At 63.2% G+C, this 18,018-nt stretch carries 18 protein-coding genes and 2 pseudogenes; 10 read left to right on the plus strand and 10 right to left on the minus strand.

The window, feature by feature from the left end; all coding sequences use genetic code 11:
• Positions 1-13: 13 nt before the first annotated feature.
• Both ACZ889_RS21305 and ACZ889_RS21310 read right to left on the minus strand, forming a co-directional pair.
• Entirely contained in the window at positions 14-1,405 is a 1,392-nt protein-coding gene (locus ACZ889_RS21305; protein ID WP_003250779.1) for an FAD-dependent oxidoreductase, read from the minus strand.
• A gap of 14 nt (positions 1,406-1,419) precedes the next feature.
• Positions 1,420-2,736, minus strand: coding sequence for an MFS transporter (locus ACZ889_RS21310; RefSeq protein WP_047603950.1), 1,317 nt, complete (start codon positions 2,734-2,736; stop codon positions 1,420-1,422).
• Between the two features lie 243 nt (positions 2,737-2,979).
• Here ACZ889_RS21310 and ACZ889_RS21315 point away from each other — a divergent pair, with 243 nt between their 5' ends.
• Both ACZ889_RS21315 and ACZ889_RS21320 read left to right on the plus strand, forming a co-directional pair.
• Positions 2,980-3,849: a LysR substrate-binding domain-containing protein gene (locus ACZ889_RS21315; RefSeq protein WP_476257789.1), complete on the plus strand. Its 870-nt coding sequence runs from the start codon at positions 2,980-2,982 to the stop codon at positions 3,847-3,849.
• 57 nt (positions 3,850-3,906) lie between these two features.
• Positions 3,907-4,278 (plus strand): DUF2784 domain-containing protein, encoded by a 372-nt coding sequence (locus tag ACZ889_RS21320; RefSeq protein ID WP_180689774.1) that lies wholly within the window; start codon positions 3,907-3,909, stop codon positions 4,276-4,278.
• On the opposite strand, the gene tam is transcribed toward ACZ889_RS21320, so the two are convergent.
• On the minus strand, positions 4,268-5,044 hold the full coding sequence (tam, locus tag ACZ889_RS21325; protein ID WP_180689773.1) for a trans-aconitate 2-methyltransferase: 777 nt from the start codon (positions 5,042-5,044) through the stop codon (positions 4,268-4,270). The two genes, ACZ889_RS21320 and tam, sit on opposite strands and share 11 nt — an antisense overlap.
• Before the next feature lie 114 nt (positions 5,045-5,158).
• Between tam and ACZ889_RS21330 the strand changes: the two genes are divergently transcribed.
• On the plus strand, positions 5,159-5,338 hold the full coding sequence (locus ACZ889_RS21330) for a hypothetical protein (RefSeq protein ID WP_004575401.1): 180 nt from the start codon (positions 5,159-5,161) through the stop codon (positions 5,336-5,338).
• A gap of 3 nt (positions 5,339-5,341) precedes the next feature.
• On the opposite strand, the gene ACZ889_RS21335 is transcribed toward ACZ889_RS21330, so the two are convergent.
• Positions 5,342-6,754 (minus strand): amino acid permease, encoded by a 1,413-nt coding sequence (locus tag ACZ889_RS21335; RefSeq protein WP_004575400.1) that lies wholly within the window; start codon positions 6,752-6,754, stop codon positions 5,342-5,344.
• A 324-nt stretch (positions 6,755-7,078) separates the two neighbouring features.
• Between ACZ889_RS21335 and ACZ889_RS21340 the strand changes: the two genes are divergently transcribed.
• On the plus strand, positions 7,079-8,503 hold the full coding sequence (locus tag ACZ889_RS21340) for an aminotransferase-like domain-containing protein (RefSeq protein WP_003250769.1): 1,425 nt from the start codon (positions 7,079-7,081) through the stop codon (positions 8,501-8,503).
• A 242-nt stretch (positions 8,504-8,745) separates the two neighbouring features.
• Complete coding sequence (locus tag ACZ889_RS21345) at positions 8,746-8,874, plus strand: S-type pyocin domain-containing protein (protein WP_180689772.1); 129 nt, start codon at positions 8,746-8,748, stop codon at positions 8,872-8,874.
• A gap of 562 nt (positions 8,875-9,436) precedes the next feature.
• On the opposite strand, the pseudogene ACZ889_RS21350 reads toward ACZ889_RS21345, so the two are convergent.
• A pseudogene (locus ACZ889_RS21350) lies at positions 9,437-9,679 on the minus strand (Zn-dependent hydrolase); the annotation flags it as partial.
• A gap of 93 nt (positions 9,680-9,772) precedes the next feature.
• Here ACZ889_RS21350 and ACZ889_RS21355 point away from each other — a divergent pair.
• A complete protein-coding gene (locus ACZ889_RS21355; RefSeq protein ID WP_476257790.1) occupies positions 9,773-10,327 on the plus strand; it encodes a WYL domain-containing protein in 555 nt (184 codons plus the stop codon).
• A gap of 11 nt (positions 10,328-10,338) precedes the next feature.
• Here ACZ889_RS21355 and ACZ889_RS21360 read toward each other — a convergent pair whose 3' ends face one another.
• The 4 genes from ACZ889_RS21360 to ACZ889_RS21375 all read right to left on the minus strand — a co-directional run bounded on the left by ACZ889_RS21360 (position 10,339) and on the right by ACZ889_RS21375 (position 13,440).
• Positions 10,339-11,115, minus strand: coding sequence for an SDR family oxidoreductase (locus ACZ889_RS21360; protein ID WP_476257791.1), 777 nt, complete (start codon positions 11,113-11,115; stop codon positions 10,339-10,341).
• 167 nt (positions 11,116-11,282) lie between these two features.
• On the minus strand, positions 11,283-12,209 hold the full coding sequence (locus ACZ889_RS21365) for a LysR family transcriptional regulator (protein WP_003250758.1): 927 nt from the start codon (positions 12,207-12,209) through the stop codon (positions 11,283-11,285).
• Between the two features lie 126 nt (positions 12,210-12,335).
• Positions 12,336-13,058: a hypothetical protein gene (locus ACZ889_RS21370; protein ID WP_041168472.1), complete on the minus strand. Its 723-nt coding sequence runs from the start codon at positions 13,056-13,058 to the stop codon at positions 12,336-12,338.
• Positions 13,059-13,137: 79 nt separating this feature from the next.
• A complete protein-coding gene (locus tag ACZ889_RS21375) occupies positions 13,138-13,440 on the minus strand; it encodes a DUF3077 domain-containing protein (RefSeq protein WP_012052844.1) in 303 nt (100 codons plus the stop codon).
• A gap of 198 nt (positions 13,441-13,638) precedes the next feature.
• Here ACZ889_RS21375 and ACZ889_RS21380 point away from each other — a divergent pair, with 198 nt between their 5' ends.
• From ACZ889_RS21380 to ACZ889_RS21390, 3 genes and pseudogenes are all read left to right on the plus strand, one after another.
• Positions 13,639-14,262, plus strand: a complete 624-nt coding sequence (locus tag ACZ889_RS21380; RefSeq protein WP_104962037.1) for a glutathione S-transferase family protein — start codon at positions 13,639-13,641, stop codon at positions 14,260-14,262.
• 120 nt (positions 14,263-14,382) lie between these two features.
• Positions 14,383-15,216: pseudogene (locus ACZ889_RS21385) on the plus strand (LysR family transcriptional regulator); the annotation flags it as partial.
• 159 nt (positions 15,217-15,375) lie between these two features.
• Positions 15,376-16,371: a D-2-hydroxyacid dehydrogenase family protein gene (locus ACZ889_RS21390; protein WP_180689769.1), complete on the plus strand. Its 996-nt coding sequence runs from the start codon at positions 15,376-15,378 to the stop codon at positions 16,369-16,371.
• A gap of 7 nt (positions 16,372-16,378) precedes the next feature.
• Here the strand turns inward: ACZ889_RS21390 and ACZ889_RS21395 are convergent, their stop codons facing one another.
• Positions 16,379-16,864 (minus strand): hypothetical protein, encoded by a 486-nt coding sequence (locus tag ACZ889_RS21395; RefSeq protein WP_180689768.1) that lies wholly within the window; start codon positions 16,862-16,864, stop codon positions 16,379-16,381.
• 142 nt (positions 16,865-17,006) lie between these two features.
• Between ACZ889_RS21395 and ACZ889_RS21400 the strand changes: the two genes are divergently transcribed.
• Positions 17,007-18,002, plus strand: a complete 996-nt coding sequence (locus ACZ889_RS21400) for a 5'-nucleotidase (protein WP_180689767.1) — start codon at positions 17,007-17,009, stop codon at positions 18,000-18,002.
• The last annotated feature ends 16 nt before the right edge of the window (positions 18,003-18,018 follow it).

The following is an 18,018-nucleotide window of genomic DNA, read 5'->3' on the forward strand; positions in this document are numbered from 1 at the left end:
ACAAGAAATCTCATCAGCCTTTATCGGCTTTGCCCGCCGCCGCGGCAAACCGCGCCAACCGCACGTCCAGCCTTCGCGGGCGCACACCACGATCTTCGGCCTGCTCCTTGCGGCGGATGGCATTGCGCACCATCAGCGAGCCCAGGTAGCGGATCGGCTCGGGCGGGAACAGCCCCAGCGGCCCTTTGACCAGCGGCGACCGGGTCCACGGGTTGTCCAGCCCCAGCGCCAGCGACGAAAGAATCTGCCCGCCCATGTGGCACGGGCCAACACCGCTGCCGGAGTAACCAAAGCCGTAGAACACGTTGCCCTGCCCGTCCAACCGACCAAAGAACGGCAGGCCGGTTACCGAGCGATCCGACGGCCCGTTCCAGCTGGCCGCCAGTGGCACCTCGGCCAAGGCCGGGAAAAAGCCGCCAAGGCTTTCGCGCAGCAACCGCCGATACGGCGACGGCTGGTCGAACACCGGCAACATGCGCCCGCCATAGGCAAACGTGTTGCCGCCCTTGCCGAGCATCAGCCGGCCATCGGAGGTGTTGTGGTAGTAGTGCACGAAAATACGCGAGTCGAGCACGCTGATGCCGCTGTCCAGGCCGATCTGGCGCAGCAGCTCGGGGCACGGTTCGGTAATGACCATGTCGCTGGAAACGATCGCCACACTGCGCTCGAACTGCGGGAAGACGCGCGCCATCCAGGCATTGAGGCCCAGCACGACACGGTCGGCGCGCAGCGTGCCGTGGGCCGTGCGTACCTGCACCGGGGCGCCGTGCTCCAGGCCGGTCATGGCGGTGCCTTCGTAGAGCCGCACGCCGCGCTGCAAGGCCACGCGGCGCAGGCCGCGCACCAGTTTGCCAGGCTGCACGGTGGCGGCGGCCGGCGAGAACCAGCCCTCCAGGTGCCGTGCCGAACCGGCCAGGCGCTGCACCTGCTCCAGCGGCAAGCGGCGGAACGAGTTGATGCCCTTGTGCTCCAACGCGGCGATCACCGCGTCGGTGGCACCGACCTGCGCTGCGTTGGTGGCCGTGTACAGCGTGCCGTCCAGGCGGTAGTCGCAGTCGATGCCATTGGCCGCGCAGAACACACCGATGTCTGCGATGCTGCGCTCCGACTCGCGCACCAGCCGCACCGCCTCCGCCGCCCCGAAAAGGCGTTCGAGGGTGAAGTACTTGGCCGACCAGGACAACGCACACCCCCCATTGCGGCCGCTGGCACCGGCACCACAGATGTCGGCCTCGATCAGCACCACATCCAGGGCCGGTACCGCTTCCTTGAGCATCAGTGCCGTCCACAGGCCGGTGTAGCCGCCACCGACAATGCACACATCGCAACGGGTATCGCCTTGCAGCGGCGGGCATACCGCCTCCCGCGCCGAATCCAGGGCCTGTTGCAGCCAGAAGGGTCTCATTCGCTCGCTTTCCTTTAAGTACGCAGTGGCTTGATTGCCATGCTGGTGTTCGGTGCCACGTCGGTGCATTGCGCGCTGCTGGCCGGGCGGCTGTTCCAGTGCGGCAGCAACACCAGCGCCGAGAACAGCGCACAGCCCGCGAACACGATGAACACCGTGACGCCGTCGAAGTAACCCGGCAGCAGCCCACCCAGCACCGCGCCCACCGAGCCACAGCCGTTGACGAAACCTGCTGCGGTGGCGCCGGCCTTGGCGGTGCCGAAGTCGATGGCTGCAGCGCCGCTGATCATCGAGTCCGGCCCGTACAGGGTCAGGCCCATGACGAACAGCAGCGCCACCACCAGCAGCACGCTGCCGGTGTGCATGGCCGCCATGAACGCCGCCAGTGTCACGGTCAGCAGCACCAGGCTGATCACGCAGGCCGGCATGCGCCGGGCGCCAAACAGTTTGTCGGAGGCCAGGCCGATCATGATCGGGCCAAGCAGCCCGGCCAGTTCGAAAGCAGTCGGGATGATTGCCGCGCCCACTTTGCCCACCGAGGGCATCTGCTCGAAGACGATCACAGGGCCCCACAGCAAGATGGCGTAGCGCGCAGGCTTCAGCAGGAAGTACGCCAGGCCCAGGGTCAACACCGTGCGGTTGCGCAGGATCTCCCGCAGTGGCGCCCACACGCTGCACAGGTTGTCGGCCGGGGCCATGCTTTGCGGCTCGGGCTCAACCGCCGGCAAGCCGACGTCCTCGGGTTTGTTGCGCTGCAGGAAGAAGAACAGCACCGCCACCAGCGCCACCACTGCCGCGCTGGAGAAGAACGCCGCATGCCAGGTGCCCACCAGGGTGTAGGCCCACCAGCCCGCGAACGGCGAGGCCACCAGGCCGCCGAAGGCATAGCAGGAACTCCACAGGCCCAGCACCCGCCCGCGCTGCGAAGCCGGGAAGAAGCTGCCGATGTTCTTGCACAAGCCGGCCCAGCCGGTGGATTGCGCCAGGCCCTGTACCAGCATGCAAGTGGCGAAGATCGGGAAGGTTGCGTAACTGCCCATCACCACTGCCGCCGCCGCAGAAATCAGCAACCCGCCCAGCACGACCACGCGCGGGCCGAAGCGGTCGGCAAGCATGCCCCAGGTGAATTGGCCCACGGCATAGGCGGCCAGGTAGATGGCGTCCAGGTTGGCCATGGCGGCCTTGTCGAGCATGAAACCTGGGTCTTCGGCGATGCCCAGCTTGGCCACCGAGAAGGCTTTGCGGGTGAAGTAGAAGGCGGCGTAAGCCAGCCAGGTGATGGCGAAAATCTGGATGCGCCAGCGTTTGAACGCGGCTAGGGATTGATTCATGTAAGTCTGACCTCTTGCTCAAGTGTGCCGGCAGAATGTGAAGAAACGCCTGTCTTGTTCTTGTGTTACGCACAGCGATGACGAGGCTGTCATCGGGTCAGGTGGCGCCGTGTGAGCGCCATGGCCCTGGCGGCATTCGTGGTGCCAGCGTCGGGCTGAAATCCATGGAAACAGTTGCTGTAAGATAAATAAAATCGATTTATCGTATTACACACATAAGCCCAGCTTGTTACTGAGGTCGTCATGTCGGTGTCCCACGCTCAACTCAAGGCTTTCCACGCGGTGGCCGTGCACGGCAGCTTTACCCGCGCCGCCGAAAAGCTGTTTCTTACCCAGCCTGCGGTGTCCGATCAGGTACGCAAACTGGAGGAGCGCTTCGGCGTATTGCTGTTCCACCGCAACAAACGCTCGGTGCAGCTCACCGACCTTGGCGAGCGGCTGCTGGGCATCAGCCAGCGCCTGTTCGCCTGCGAGGCCGAGGCACAAGAGCTGCTGCACGACTCGCGTGCGCTGCACACCGGCAGCCTGGTGCTGGCAGTGGATGCGCCGGTGCACGTGCTGCCGCAGATCGCCCGCTTCTGCCAGCGCTATCCAGGCATCCAGGTGAAGATCGAAACCGGCAATACCGACGAATCGCTGGCGCGGCTGTTCAGCTATCAGGCCGACCTGGCCCTGCTGGGGCGCGATGTCGACGATGAGCGCCTGCATTGCCTGCCGCTGCGTCGTGACCCGATGGTGGCGTTCGTTTCCCACCACCACCCATGGGCCAGCCGTGGCTCGATCAGCCTGGCCGACCTGGACGACACGCCACTGGTGCTGCGCGAGCCCGGCTCGGTGACGCGGCAGACGCTGGAGGAAGAGATGCAACGTGCCGGCCTGCGGATACGCGCAGCGATCCAGGTGGAAGGCCGGGAAGCGGCGCGCGAAGCGGTGGTGGTAGGCATTGGCGTGGGCGTGGTGTCGGCGGCGGAGTTCGGTGCCGATGCGCGGGTGTGTGCGTTGCCGATCATCGATTGCCAGCGGCATTTGACCGAGACTCTGGTGTGCCTGAGCGAGCAGCGTACGCGCCGGGTGGTGGCGACTTTCCTGCAGATGGTCGAGGAAGGGGTGTAGGCCAGATCAGGCAACCCAACTATGCTGGGATAACCCCAATCCCCGGCCCCCCACCCCATGCTCTACCGCCTTGCCGCCGACACCCTGGTGCTGATGCACCTGGCCTTCATCCTGCTGGTGCTGTTCGGCGGGCTGCTGGTGCTGCGCTGGCGCCCTGCCCTGTTGCTGCACTTGCCGGCCCTGGCCTGGGGCCTGGCGGTGGAGTGCCTGCACCTGGGCTGCCCGCTCACCACCTGGGAAAACCGCATGCGCAATGCCGCCGGTGACGCAGGTTACCAGGGCAGCTTCGTCGAGCACTACGTCTGGCCACTGATCTACCCCGCCGGCCTGACCCCGCAGATCCAACTGCTGCTGGGCACCCTCGTGCTGGCGCTGAACCTCGGCATCTACAGCTACGTGGCCTGGCGCTGGCGCCGCCCTAGCGGGTAGCGATCACGAACAACCGCGGGAAGGGCAACAGGACCTTGCCATCAGAGGCCGGCGGATAATCGCGCTGCATGGCCTGCAGGTACATCTGCAGGAAGTCGGCCTGCTCCTGCTCATCAAGCCTGGCCAGATAAGGCCGCAACGCCGAGCCCTTGAACCATTCCACTACCGCTTCGGCGCCCCCCTCCAACGGGTGATGATAGGTGGTGCGCCACACGTCCACCCGCGCGCACAGCGGGCTGAGCAAGTCGTAGTAGAACGCCGCGTTGTGCCGTGGCGGCAGCTGCAAGTCGGCGAACTTCGCCGCCCAAGGGCCTTGGCTTGCGATCTCGCGCAACTGCCGGTGGGCCGGCTCGTCGAGGTTGTCCGGGGTCTGCACGGCCAGGCTGGCGCCTTCGCTGAGCTGGCGCACCAGGTGCGGATACAGCAAGGCGTGGTCAGGTACCCATTGCAGCGAGGCATTGGCCAGGATCAGGTCCTGCGGCTCGGGGGCAGCCCAGCCGGCAATGTCGGCAATGACCGTGCGCACACGCGGGATGCACAGCCGCTTGCGCTCACGGGCCTTGTCGATCATGTCCGGGTCGCTGTCCAGCGCCGTCACCTGAGCATCGGGGTAACGTTGCAGCAGCACTTCGGTCGAGTTACCGGGGCCGCACCCCAGGTCGGTGGCGTGGCGCACCGGCCGCGGCGGGATGGCGGCAATCAGGTCGCGTACGGCGCGTGTGCGTTCGTCTTCGAACAGGGAATACTGGTTGGCAGACCAGGCCATGTGCGGCTCCTTTGGGCGGGCAATGTGCCTAGCATATGCCATCTGTCGCCCGGCGGGACGGTTGCGAACGGATTACCCCGGAACTGATCACCTGTGCTTGAAGTCAGTCCTTGCATGCGCACGCCCGTGAAGACCTACATCGCCCTCGCCATCCTGGCCCTGATCGCCGCGGCCGCCCTGCTCGGTTCACCGTGGATGAACCAGCGTTTCCACATGCCTGCAGAAAAAGCCCAGGCCCAACAACGCGAAACGGCCGGGTCCCCAAGGGAGCCGGCCGTTTCCAGACGCGAGTGACGCTTAGTGCTGCTTGCTACCAGAGCGGATCTGGTGCACCACACCCATCGCCACCACGACCGCCGCAGCGATACCGGTGGAAATGACCAGAATCTGGTAGTCAGGCATGAAGGCCATGGTGACCAGGGCAGCCACGATGAACGCGATCACCAGGTAGGTCAGCCACGGGAACAGCCACATCTTCAGGCGTACTTCCTTGCCCTCGGCAATCAGCTTGCGGCGCATGCGCAGCTGCGAGAAGGCGATGACCAGGTACACCAGCAGGGCGATCATACCGGTGGTGTTCATCAGGGTGTCCAGCACGTCTTTCGGGCGCAGGGTCTCGCTGAAGTTGATCAATGCACACACCACGGCCACGGCGCACGAGCCCATGATCGCGTACACCGGTACACCGGTACCGGCGCGGGTGATCTTGAAGAACGACGGCGCATCGCCACGCTGGGCCAGGGAGAACAGCATGCGCGAAGCGGTGTAGTGGCCCGAGATCAGGCAGCTGCTCACCGAAGTCAGCACCACGAAGTTCATCAGCAGCTCGGCATACGGCACGCCCAGCAGTTCCAGGGTACGGCGATAGGCGCCATAGCCAGAAACACCCAGGTGCGGGTCGTTCCACGGTACCAGGCAGACGATCAGGAAGATCGAGCCGACGTAGAACAGGCACACACGCCAGACCACCGAGTTGGTCGCCTTGACGATCTGCGCAGCCGGGTCTTTGGCTTCGGAAGCGGCGATGGTGACGATTTCGGCGCCGAGGAAGGCGAACATCACCCCGAGCAAGGCACCGATCACAGTGGTGATGCCATTGGGCATGAAGCCTTCGGCGGTGAGGTGGCTGATGCCACGCACTTCACCGAACTGCCAGATGTTCATCACGGCAGCGGTACACACGATCAGGAAACAGACGATCGCAATCACCTTGATCAAGGCGAACCAGAACTCGAACTCACCGTAGTGCTTGACGTTGAAGAAGTTGACGGTGATCAGCAACAGGGTCGTGGCCAGCACGAACACGTTGACGCTGACGTCGGGGAAGAAGCCATGCAGGATCTTGCCCGCCACATAGGCTTCCCAGGCCATGAGGATGACCCAGTACCACCAGTACAGCCAGCCGATGGTGAAACCGGCCCAACGGCCAATGGCGCGGTCGGCGTAGGTTGAGAACGAGCCGGTGTCAGGCGAGGAAGTCGCCATTTCACCCAGCATGCGCATGATCAGCACCACCAGAATGCCGCCTGCCAGGTAGGCCAGGACAGCGGCTGGGCCGGCGCTGTGGATCACGCTGCCGGAACCGACGAACAAGGCGCCGCCGATAACCCCGGCGATCGACATCATCGTCAGGTGGCGCGACTTCAGCGAGGCACTGAGCTTGCTCTCGTGCCCGCTTTTCGCGGTGGTGGTTGTGGATGTTGCGTCCATCAGTTGTGTACCCCGTGCTTCTTCTTATCCAAGGAAAACTGTGAAATCCCGATGGCTGGCGATTTCACCTGTACATCAGTGCTAATGCGGGCAGGATGGTGTGAATTACACACGCAGGCCTTCCATGGCGGCCTGCTGACGCGCCCCAGGGCGACTGCCTGAGGCGAACTGAACATGCTTTATGTGGCGATATCCGACACCTAATGTAAAAATGTCCGACGCAGAGAGCCATGCACAGTGGCATGAATCTCGCACTGCACTGTATAGGTCGCCCATGCAGTACACCCTGCAGACGCCAGGCGATACGCACCCTGAAGGCCCCGAATGTTCGAATTACATCCAGACTCCTCAACCCCGCTGGTCAACCAGATCATCGATGGGCTGCGCGAGCTGATCGACAACCAAACCCTCAAGCCAGGCGCCAAGGTCCCGTCGATCCGCGCCTTTGCCGCCAGCTATTCGGTGAGTACCTTCACCGTGGTCGAGGCCTACGACCGCCTGGTCGCCCAAGGGCTGCTGGTGAGCCGTGGCAATGCGGGGTTCTTCGTCAACCGTGCGGCGGGCGAACTGCTGGAGCAGCACAACACCGAGGCCGACACCAGTCGACCAACGTTCAACTCCGAGTGGTACCTGCAGCAGATTTTCGAAATCCGCCAGTTGCCGTACAAACCGGGGTGCGGCTGGCTGCCCAACGACTGGATGTACGAAGACGGCCTGCGCCGTGGCCTGCGCCAGGTGGCCGGCAGCCCGCTGGAGTTGTCGGGGTACGGCGACCCCATGGGCCTGATGGAGCTGCGTGCGCTGACCGCACAGAACCTGCAACAAGAGCTGTCGATCGTCGCCAACCCAGCACAGCTGATGCTCACCCACGGCGCCAGCCAGGCCCTGGACCTGGCCGCACGCACACTGGTACGCCCGGGCGACGTAGTGCTGGTGGACGACCCCGGCTACCCCAACCTGATGAGCATTCTGCGTACCCAGGGCGCGACCTTGGTCGGCGTGCCGCGCACCCCGGCCGGCTACGACCTGAATCAGCTGGAACAGTTGCTGACACACCACCGCCCGACCGCGTTTTTCACCCAGCCACACCTGCACAGCCCGACCTGCTCGCGCACCCCGCTGCCGCAGTTGCACCGCTTGCTGCAACTGGCCAGCCAGCACGGCTTCCGCCTGGTGGAGAACAACCTGTACGCCGACATGGTTGCCGAGCCGCAACCGTGCCTGGCCAGCCTCGATCACCTGCAGCAGGTGGTGTACGTGGGCAGCTACTCGAAGAGCATCTCGCCCAACGTGCGGGTCGGCTACATGCTGGCCAATCCTGAGCTGATGCAGAAACTGCTGCACCTGAAAATGCGTTCGGGCCTGACCACTTCGCAGGTGATGGAGCGCGTGGTGTACGCCGCGATCATCGACGGCCGCTGGCGTAAGCACCTCAAGCGCCTGCGCCAGCGGCTGGCCGAGGCGCATCAGGAAGTTGGGCGGCATCTGCATCGATTGGGCTTCGAACTGTTCACCGAATCGGATGAAGGCATGTACATCTGGACCCGCCACCCGGCCATTCCCGACAGTGCCGCGTTGCTGGACGATGCGCTGGAGAAAGGCATCATGCTTGGGCCTGGGCAATTGTTCATGGTCGACGCCAAGGCGACCGGGTGGATGCGCTTCAACGTGGCGTTCAGTACGGATCCGGCGATGTGGGAGTTGTTGGAGAAGGTCTTCGTCAAGCATGTGCGCCGGGGTGGGATGTAGTTCGCCACGACATCCGCACCGCCTGTGAGATCAAGCGCCGCCCGCGCGCCACGACATCTCACAGGCATTGAAGATGTTGTGGCCTGCACTTATTGGCTCCATCACCCCTTCGCGCTTGCTCCTCTCGCCCCAAATATTCCTGGCGCGTTAGAGCCTGTGACTACAAGGAGCAGGTGCAGGAAAGTGACTGGGGCAGGGAGCAGGTTTGAACTGTGTGATCAAAGAAGTTAAGAAGAAGTGTTGTGCCTCATGAGCCACCGAATTATAAAGACTGCATCTACTGCTTCCCGCCAGAGTCAAGCCTACCGCCACTGTATGTGGTTTTCAATTCTCCCTATCCCGGCGTGAGAATTATAGGGGCTTACAGCTGACGCCCCTACAACCTGGACAAAGCCGGGGGGCCAATCGAACGAATGGATTGGAGAGAGGCCCGGACCACAGCAGGCGGCGTCGAGTTAGTCAAATTACAAACAAGTCGACTTCCGCCTTCAGACGCGAACAAAGTGATGATAGATAGGCTCGAAAAAAATCCACAGAGCAAACTACAAGCAACCGACATCGACAAGCGATTTTTCATACATGAAATAAGGGAGCTTGAGCACCTCCGCGCCCTTGGCATTGCTGATAAAATTCTACCAACTGATGGCGGCGAGACTTGGAACAATATTCACGCAGCCACTTTGGAAGACTATCAGCCTGAATCAGACGCCGAGCTATTATATACAGCGGAAGCGCTAGAAACAGAGGTAATCCAGCTTGAGCGGGAAACCATGGATACCATTCACGATGTAATTAAAAACGAATCTCCTACGGATGTAATTTTATTTTTCACCAGAGGCACTGGCATCTCCCACCCGCAACTAGACAGGCTTTACACCCAGAACAATTCATGCTCGAAAATAAGTACACTTTCAATCAAAGTTGACAGCACACCAGCGGGCGTTGGCCGACGTACCCGGTGCGGTGCAGTTCGTCGGCGACACTGACGCCATCGGCATCGCGAATGGCCAGCGCCTCGGCCAGCGCGAGGCTGCCGGTGAACACCGCCGAGCCGAACAGGGCCGGAATGAAGCGCGCGCCCTCCTCGTTGGTCCATACGGCAATTTCCAGTGGCTTGCGGGTTTGGATGTCCAGGTTGCTCAGGCGGCGCACCACTTGACCGAGGCCTGACGCCACAACTTGGATCCCATCTTGTGACGAGGTATGCTAGGCAGTAGCTAAACGCCACTACCCAGGCAGGCTTGGTGCCTGTCTTCAAGGATGAGCCCTTTGCCCAGCCACCCGACCCGCCACACCATCGCCCGCCAGTGGCAACTGCTCAAGTTGCTGCCCGGCCGCCACCCGGGAATGAGCTCCACCCAGTTGCAGGCTGCCCTGACAACCGTGGGCCATACCACCAGCAAACGCACCGTCGAGCGCGACCTGGTCGAGCTCGCCGCACTGTTCCCGCTACAGTGCAACAGTAAAGGCATGCCTTATGGCTGGTACTGGCAACCGGGCTTGAGCCTGGGCGAAGCGCAGCAACTGCAACCCGACGCACTTACCCCCCCGACACACGTCGTACTGTATGCCTGGGTCGATGACGCGCTGGCCCACCGCCTGGAACAGTCACCCCTGTCCGTCGATATGCAACTGACGCCGCAGGCAAGCGGCGGCGCCACGCTGGTGGCCACCGTCGACGACAACCGCGCGCTGATGGGCTGGCTGCTGTCCCAGGCGGGTTCGATCCGCATCCAGGCGCCGCAAGCGCTACGTGCGGCCATGATTGAACAATTGCGCCAGAGCCTGGCGCTGCATGAGGGCGAAGGCGGCTGCAAGCAATAGCGCCAACGGCGTCAGTAGGTTCCCGGATACGCCCCGCCATCGATCAGCAGGTTCTGCCCGGTGATGTACCCGGCATGCGCGCTGCACAAAAATGCGCAATACGCGCCAAACTCCGCAGCATCGCCAAAACGCGACGCCGGAATGGCTTTGCGCCGCGCCTGGGCAGTGACGTCCACATCACCACCCGCAGCCTTCAAGGTCTTTTGCAGGCGCGCCGTGTCGAACGCCCCAGGCAACAGGTTGTTGAGTGTCACATTGCGGCCCGCCAGGCGCTGCTGCCGGGCCAGGCCGGCAATGAATCCGGTCAGGCCACTGCGGGCACCGTTGGATAAACCCAGCATGTCGATCGGTGCCTTCACCGCGCCGGAGGTGATGTTCACCACCCGGCCAAAACCACGTTCGGCCATACCATCTACCACCGCCTTGATCAGCTCGATGGGCGTGAGCATGTTGGCGTCCAGCGCCTTCAGCCAGTCATCACGCTCCCAATCACGGAAGTCCCCCGGTGGCGGGCCACCGGCGTTGTTGACCAGAATGTCGACCTGCGGGCAGGCCGCCAACAGCGCCAGGCGCACCTTGGGATCGGCCACATCACCTGCCACGGTATGGACCTCGATGCCCGGGCAGGCCCTGCGCAACTCGCTGGCGGTCTGCTCCAGGGTGGCCTGGGTACGGGCATTGATGACCAGGTTGACGCCTTCTTTGCCCAGCGCTTCGGCGCAGCCTTTGCCAAGGCCTTGGCTGGCCGCGCAGACGATGGCCCAGCGGCCGGTGATGCCTAGATCCATTGGTTTGCTCCTAGATGCAATCAGGGTTACAGGGTGACTGACAGGCACTGCCGGGGCAATCTAGAGCACAGGACAGGGCCACCGGTAATGAAAAGAACTGATCCACCGATAACCGCCGCTTATCCCTACCAGCGCTTCGACAACGGGCTGGAAATAGAGGGGTAGCGTCACACTTCACCCGCCGTCAGTTCCTCCACCAGCAATCGTGCCGCAGGCGATAACGGCGCCGCGACCCGGTGCACGATGCCGAACGGCTCGCTCAGCGCCCGTAGCGGCACCGCCAGCGACACCAGCAACCCGCGCTGCTCGGCAAAGGCCGCCACTGCACGGGGAATGACCGCCACCAACGTCGGGTCATCTTCAAGCAGCATGAAGGTGGCGAAGGTGGAGAAGGTCTCCAGCGGATAACGCGACACCGCCACCCCAGCCTCGCTCAACTCGCGTTCCAGCGCTTGGCGCATGGGCATGTTGGCCGGATAAACCACCCAGCGATAATGGCTAAGGTCGCTGATCTTGAGTGCCGCCGCCCCGGCCAGCGGATGCTGCGGATGCGCGACCACCGCCAGCGGCTCCTGGGCCAGTTCGACAAAGCCATATTCCGCCGCGTTGCGGCCCAGCCCTGGTCGGCAGATGGCCAGGTCCAGGCGCCCTTCGTCCAGCTGGGCGAGCAGGTTGGCGCTGGTATTCTCGGCAATTTCCACTGCCAGTTGCGGCTGTTTGCGGCGCAAGCGCCCGAGGGCGCTGACCAGTGTGGGCATCGCCCCCATGATACTGCCCACCGCCAGCCGCCCGCCCTGGCCTTGGACGATGCCCAACACCTCTTCGCGCAGATGCCCCAGGTCGCTGTGGATCAGCCGCGCGTAGCGCACCACGCAGCGGCCCACCTCGTTGGCAACCAGGCCGCTGGGCATTCGCTGGAACAACGGTACGCCCAGCACCTCCTCGACCTCGCGCAGGGCCTTGGTGGCGCCGGGCTGGGAAATGGCCATGGCTTCAGCTGCCTTGTGCAGCGAGCCACAGCGGTCCAGCTCAATCAGCAAGCGCAACTGGCGCAGGCGCAGGCGAGAAAAAATGGCGTCCAGAGAAGGAATCATCAGGCAGGCTCGGCAGGGGTTTCGTCATGCCGAGCACTATAGAGGGTCGTCTGCGGGGGCGTGTTGCGTTTTCAGCAAATGACCCTTGATCGCAGAACGCATGCACGCATTTTTCTGCAGGCTGTTTTACCGCGGAACACGACGCGCCAGGCAGGCATAGGCCAAGCCCAGTACGCTGGCCGCCAGTATGCCAAGCAGTATCATCAGCTCACGGCTGTAACGGGCCACCATGGCCGGAAAACCGATGACTTCGCGGTACACCTGCACATTGGCCTCACCATCGGCATGGCTGATACTGACCCCGCCATGGCGGATCTGCGAGTAGTCGGCATCGAAATACACCCACACCTTGCAGGTGCCAGCTGGCTCGATGGCCGGGATATCAACCTGGGCGATGGCGGTTTCCAGCAGCGTATCGTTGCCGGCAGCATCGCGCACCTGCACCAGGCCCTTGGCTGGCAGGCGGATTTTCACCTGCCGGACCTGCGCATCACCACTGTTGTGCAGTTCGATCAGCAGGCCGGCACGGTGGTCGACCAGCCCGGCCTCGAAAGGCTTGGCGAACAGCTGGGCATAAGGGGCCTGCGCCATTTCGATGAGCCGCTCGACCTGATCATGGCCCAGCTGGCCTTGAACGATACCGTTGATTTGCCCCTGCAACTGCTCATACTTCAGCTGTTCGCTGGCCTTGCTGATCCGCTCGCTGAACTGGCTGGGGTAAGTGAGGTAGGCATAGGTCAGTGACGCCTCAAGGCGCGGATTGCCCCTGAGCAACGCGTAGGCGGCCAACAGGACCATCAGGCCGATCAGCACGGCGACGAGAAGCTTCCCCACCTTGTCCCAGCTCAATGCATGCTTCCTTCTGTCGTGTTACAGACGATTAAAACCGCCCAAGGGTGCCAAGTTCGCGCCCCCCAGGCAAGCCTGGCTAGGCTTCGCCCCCGCCTTCGCGCGCCTGACGCATCTGCAGCAGCTGGCCGTCGATCAGTGACTTGGCCATCCCGGCCAGGTAGTACGTGGCCTTCATCATCACCTGGCGGTCGTCAGGCCTGTCGATGGCCTTGCGGGTGATCTCGGTGATGCAGCCCATGATGACCGAAGCTTCCATCAGTGCGGTGCGTATTGGCAGTTGCGGTTTCATTTGCACCAGTTCGGCATCGCTGTTGCCAAAGCGGCTCGCGGCTTGCACGACATAGGGCTTGCTGCTGTTTTTCGGCGTTTCGCTGTCCATGTCCATTCCTCAAGGTTAGGCGCTTGCCGAGGCTAGGCCGCTGCCTACCCCATTACAATGACAAAGGGGTGGAAAGGGTCACTTTAGGAAATGGACTACAAGAACTCTGCACAGGGAGCGCCGAGCCACCGCTCAGCCCCCTTGACCCGCCCCCGGCAGTGGCGGACGATCAACCTCCCCCACACAAGGACGAACACCATGCTGCGGATACTGGGAAGAGCCTCTTCCATCAATGTGCGAAAAGTCCTGTGGGCCTGCGCCGAATTCGAGATCGCGTTCGAGCGCGAAGACTGGGGTTCCGGCTTCAAGGCCACTGACAGCACCGAGTTCCTCGCGCTGAACCCCAACGCCATGATTCCGGTGATCCAGGACGGCGACTTCACCTTGTGGGAATCCAATAGCATCATCCGTTACCTGGCCAGCCGCTACGGCGCCACCGCGTTCTATCCCGGCGAGGCCCAGGCGCGGGCGAGGATCGACCAGTGGATCGACTGGCAGGCCTCGGACCTCAACCGCTCTTGGAGCTACGCGTTCATGTCGCTGGTCAGGCATTCGCCCGCTCACCAGGACCCGCAAGCACTGGCTGCCGGTTGTGCCGAGTGGTCACGCTACATGCGCATCCTCGACCGCCAGCTGGCCGGCACCGGTGCCTATGTGGCCGGCAGCCAGTTCACCCTGGCCGACATCCCGATCGGCCTGTCGGTCAACCGCTGGTTCGAAACGCCGTTCGAGCACCCGCACCTGCCCGCGGTGCGCGATTATTACGAGCGCCTGAGCGAGCGCCCTGCCTATCACCTGCATGGCCGAAACGGTACCCCGTAGTACCCGCAAGGACGTGTATCCAGGGGCGCAAGGCGCCCCAAGGTTCCGGCCTGTTACAGCGCAACCTGCCGCCCGGCTAGCCCCCTCGCCCACGCCAGGCAAACAGCAGCACCAGCCCCAGCGTCTGCCGCCCGAGCGCTAGGCCTGACGCCCTCGGCGGTCAGCCGCATTCTCGCCCGCACCGAACAGCGCCTGGGTACCCGCCTGCTGCTACGCACGACCCGGGCGCTCACCCTCACCCCCGAGGGAGAGGCCTACCTGCGCGGCGCACGGCAGGTGCTGGCGGACATGCTCGAAGTGGAAGAAGCCATCACTGACCAAGGTGTGCCACGCGGGCGCTTGCGGGTCAGCGCTGCGCTGGGCCATGCCCGGTTGACCGTAGTGCCGCTGCTGGCGGCCTTCAGCGCACGCTACCCGCAAGTGCTGGTTGACCTGACCCTCAGCGACGAGGTGGCCGACATTCTCGGCGGCCAGGCCGACGTGGCGCTGCGCTTCGGTCACCTGCCGGACAGCTCGTTGAGCGCTCGCGCCATCGGCGAGACCGGCCAGGTAGTGGTGGCCTCGCCAGAATACCTGCAACGCTACGGTACCCCGCTTGAACCTGAAGACCTGGCCCGGCACAACTGCCTGCGCTTCAACTTCCGCCGCGCGATGCCCGACTGGCCGTTTAACCGCGACGGGCATACGTTCTCACTGAAGGTGAAAGGGAATATCGAATGCAGCAGCGGCGAGGCGCTGGCGCAGTTGGCCAGGCTGGGCGCCGGCGTGGCGCGTATCGGCACCTTTACCGTGGCCGATGACCTGGCCAACGGGCAACTGGTGCCGTTGCTGGAGGCTTACAACCCGGGTGATCGGGAACCGATTCATGCGGTGTTCGTCGGCGGCCCGGCGATGCCGGCGCGGGTGCGGGTGTTAGTGGATTTTCTGGTGGAGCAGCTATCTGGTGGCCAGTAGAGCCGGCCTCGTGTCGCGACAGGGCCGCCAATGCATGGCGGTTGCATCACTGGGCGGCAGAGCCGGTGCTGATGTGCAGCGACTGCAGCCTGATCTGACACCGATACCCCCCGTTAGGTTATCTTCGACGCTTCCCTGTACCGCCCGGGCCAGACCACCATGCGCATTGTCATTCCCGACGACTACCAAGATGTAATCCGTACGCTCGATTGCTTCGGCAAGCTGAGCGGGCATCATGTCAGCGTCCTTCATGAGCACCCGCCTGCCACGCTGGAGCAACTTGCAGCACGTTTTGCCGATGCCGACGCCCTGGTACTCACCCGCGAACGCACACGCATCGACGCCGCCTTGCTCGACCGCCTGCCCAACCTCAAGCTGATCAGCCAGACCGGCAAGGTGTCCAGCCACCTCGACCTGGCTGCCTGCACCGCGCGCGGCATTGCCGTGACCGAGGGGCGCGGATCGCCGGTAGCGCCTGCCGAACTGGCCTGGGCGCTGATCCTCAATGCCCGCCGGCAACTGGTGCCGGCCATTGATGCCTTCCGCCAAGGCCAATGGCAGGTCAACCTGGGCCAGGCGCTGGCCGGGCAGACGCTGGGCATCTGGGGCTATGGCAAGATCGGCCAGCGCCTGGCGCGTTATGCGCAGGCCTTCGACATGCCCGTGCTGGTGTGGGGCAGCGACAACAGCCGCGCCGCAGCCAAAGCCGATGGCCACGCTGCTGCCGCCTCGCGTGAGGCGTTTTTTGCCGAGGCGGATATTGTCAGCCTGAACCTGCGCCTTTCGGATCAGACACGCCATGGGGTGACCTTCGACGACCTGTCCCACATGAAGCCCGACGCCTTGCTGGTGAACGTCAGCCGCGCGGAACTGATTGCACCAGGCGCATTACTGCAGGCATTGGATGCCGGGCGGCCGGGCTACGCGGCGGTGGATGTTTATGAGGAAGAGCCGTTACTCGACCCGGCCCATCCACTGCTGCGCCACCCACGTGTACTCAGTACGCCCCACCTGGGGTATGTGGAGAAGAACGGCTACGAGCTGTACTTCGGTGACGCCTTCGACAATGTGCTGGCGTTTTTCGACGGGGTGCCGAAGAACGTCGCCAACCCGCAAGCTTTGGCACTTCAACGCTTGAACCCAGTGCGGCCTTGAGGTTGCACTACCCAAGCAGGTGCAGCCCCAGCGTAAACACAGCCACGGCCAAGGCGACCAACGACACTCCATGACGTTCCAGATACGCGGGCCAACCGGCTGCTGACTGCGCCACGCATTGACATTGGCGCTCAGCCAGGCCGGTCAAGCGCGTCTCCACACTGTCCACACGGTCTGCCTGGGTGCTCGCTGCCAGCGCGAGCTTCTTCAGCGCCGTTGTCACCGTGATGGACAGCCCCTCCCGAGCCTGATTGCTGGCGGCCAGTTGCTGCTGGCACTGCTCAAGGTGCTTGCGAATCGCCCCTTCCTTCTGCACACGGGCCAGGGTAGTTGCCACGAGCTTTTTGTTCAGCGCCTCGATACTGGCCTGCAGTGCGTCATGCCCGGGGGCCTGCTGGGCCGACGCGTCTGCCTCATGCTGGGGCTCGTGCATCGTGTTCCCATTCGCCTCGGCAAGCGGAGTCAGGGTGCCGTGTTCATGTAGCTGGTTCATCAATCACTATCCGGATACTGCGGTAAGGGGCGAGAAGCTATCAAAATGACATTACCGGATCCACTGATCAGTCGCGCAATTGACGGCTTTCGTCAGAACGTGCGCGTACACTTGCCTTCATGCCACTCGCAGGAGCCGCTTCATGCCCTACCCCATTGAAGAAAAACTGGTCATCGGCGTTGCCTCGAGTGCGCTGTTCGACCTCTCCGTCTCCGATGACATCTACCAGACACAAGGTGTCGAGGCTTACCGCCAACACCAGGAGCAAAACCTGGACGAGCCGTTCCCCAGGGGGGTGGCGCTCCCGTTCATTCGCCGCTTCCTGAGCATCAACAAGGCGTTCCCCGATCAGTTGCCGGTGGAAGTGGTGCTGCTCTCGCGCAACTCGCCGGAAACCGGCCTGCGGGTGTTCCGCTCCATCAGCCACTATCAGTTGGACATCACCCGCGCGGCATTCATGTCGGGCCGCTCGCCCTACGAATACATCCCGGCGTTCAATGCCTCGTTGTTCCTCAGCGCCAACGAGGAAGATGTGCAAAAGGCCATCGACGCCAACTACCCTGCCGGGCGTGTACTGCCTACGCGCATCTACGATGATGAAATCGATACTGAGCTGCGGGTGGCCTTCGACTTCGATGGCGTGATTGCCGACGACGAGGCAGAGAGTGTTTACAAGCGCAACGACAACCTGGACGACTTTCAGGAACACGAGCGCATGCACAAGGGCACCCCGCATTCGCCGGGGCCACTGGCAGACCTTTACCGCAAGCTTTCGCGGATACGCATGCTGGAGGACCGCAAGCTGGCCGAGGACCCGACGTACCAGCGGATTCTGCGCATTGCCATCGTCACGGCGCGCAACGCGCCTTCGCATGAGCGAGTAGTGACGACCTTGAAGGATTGGGGCGTATCCCCGGATGAGTGCTTTTTTCTAGGCGGTATGGATAAACCCAGGGTGTTGTCGATATTGAAGCCGCATGTGTTTTTCGACGACCAGCGCACGCACCTGCAATCGCCAGCGGGAAACCTGCCGATGGTGCATGTACCGTTTGGGGTGGCGAACAGAGTGCACTCGCCTCAGGAACCCGACGTGAAGCAGGATCAACTGCCGATCAGCGCATCATCCTGCATGCCCTAAGGCGCAAACACCGGCG

The sequence above is a fragment of the Pseudomonas sp. TE3895 genome, assembly GCF_056278855.1.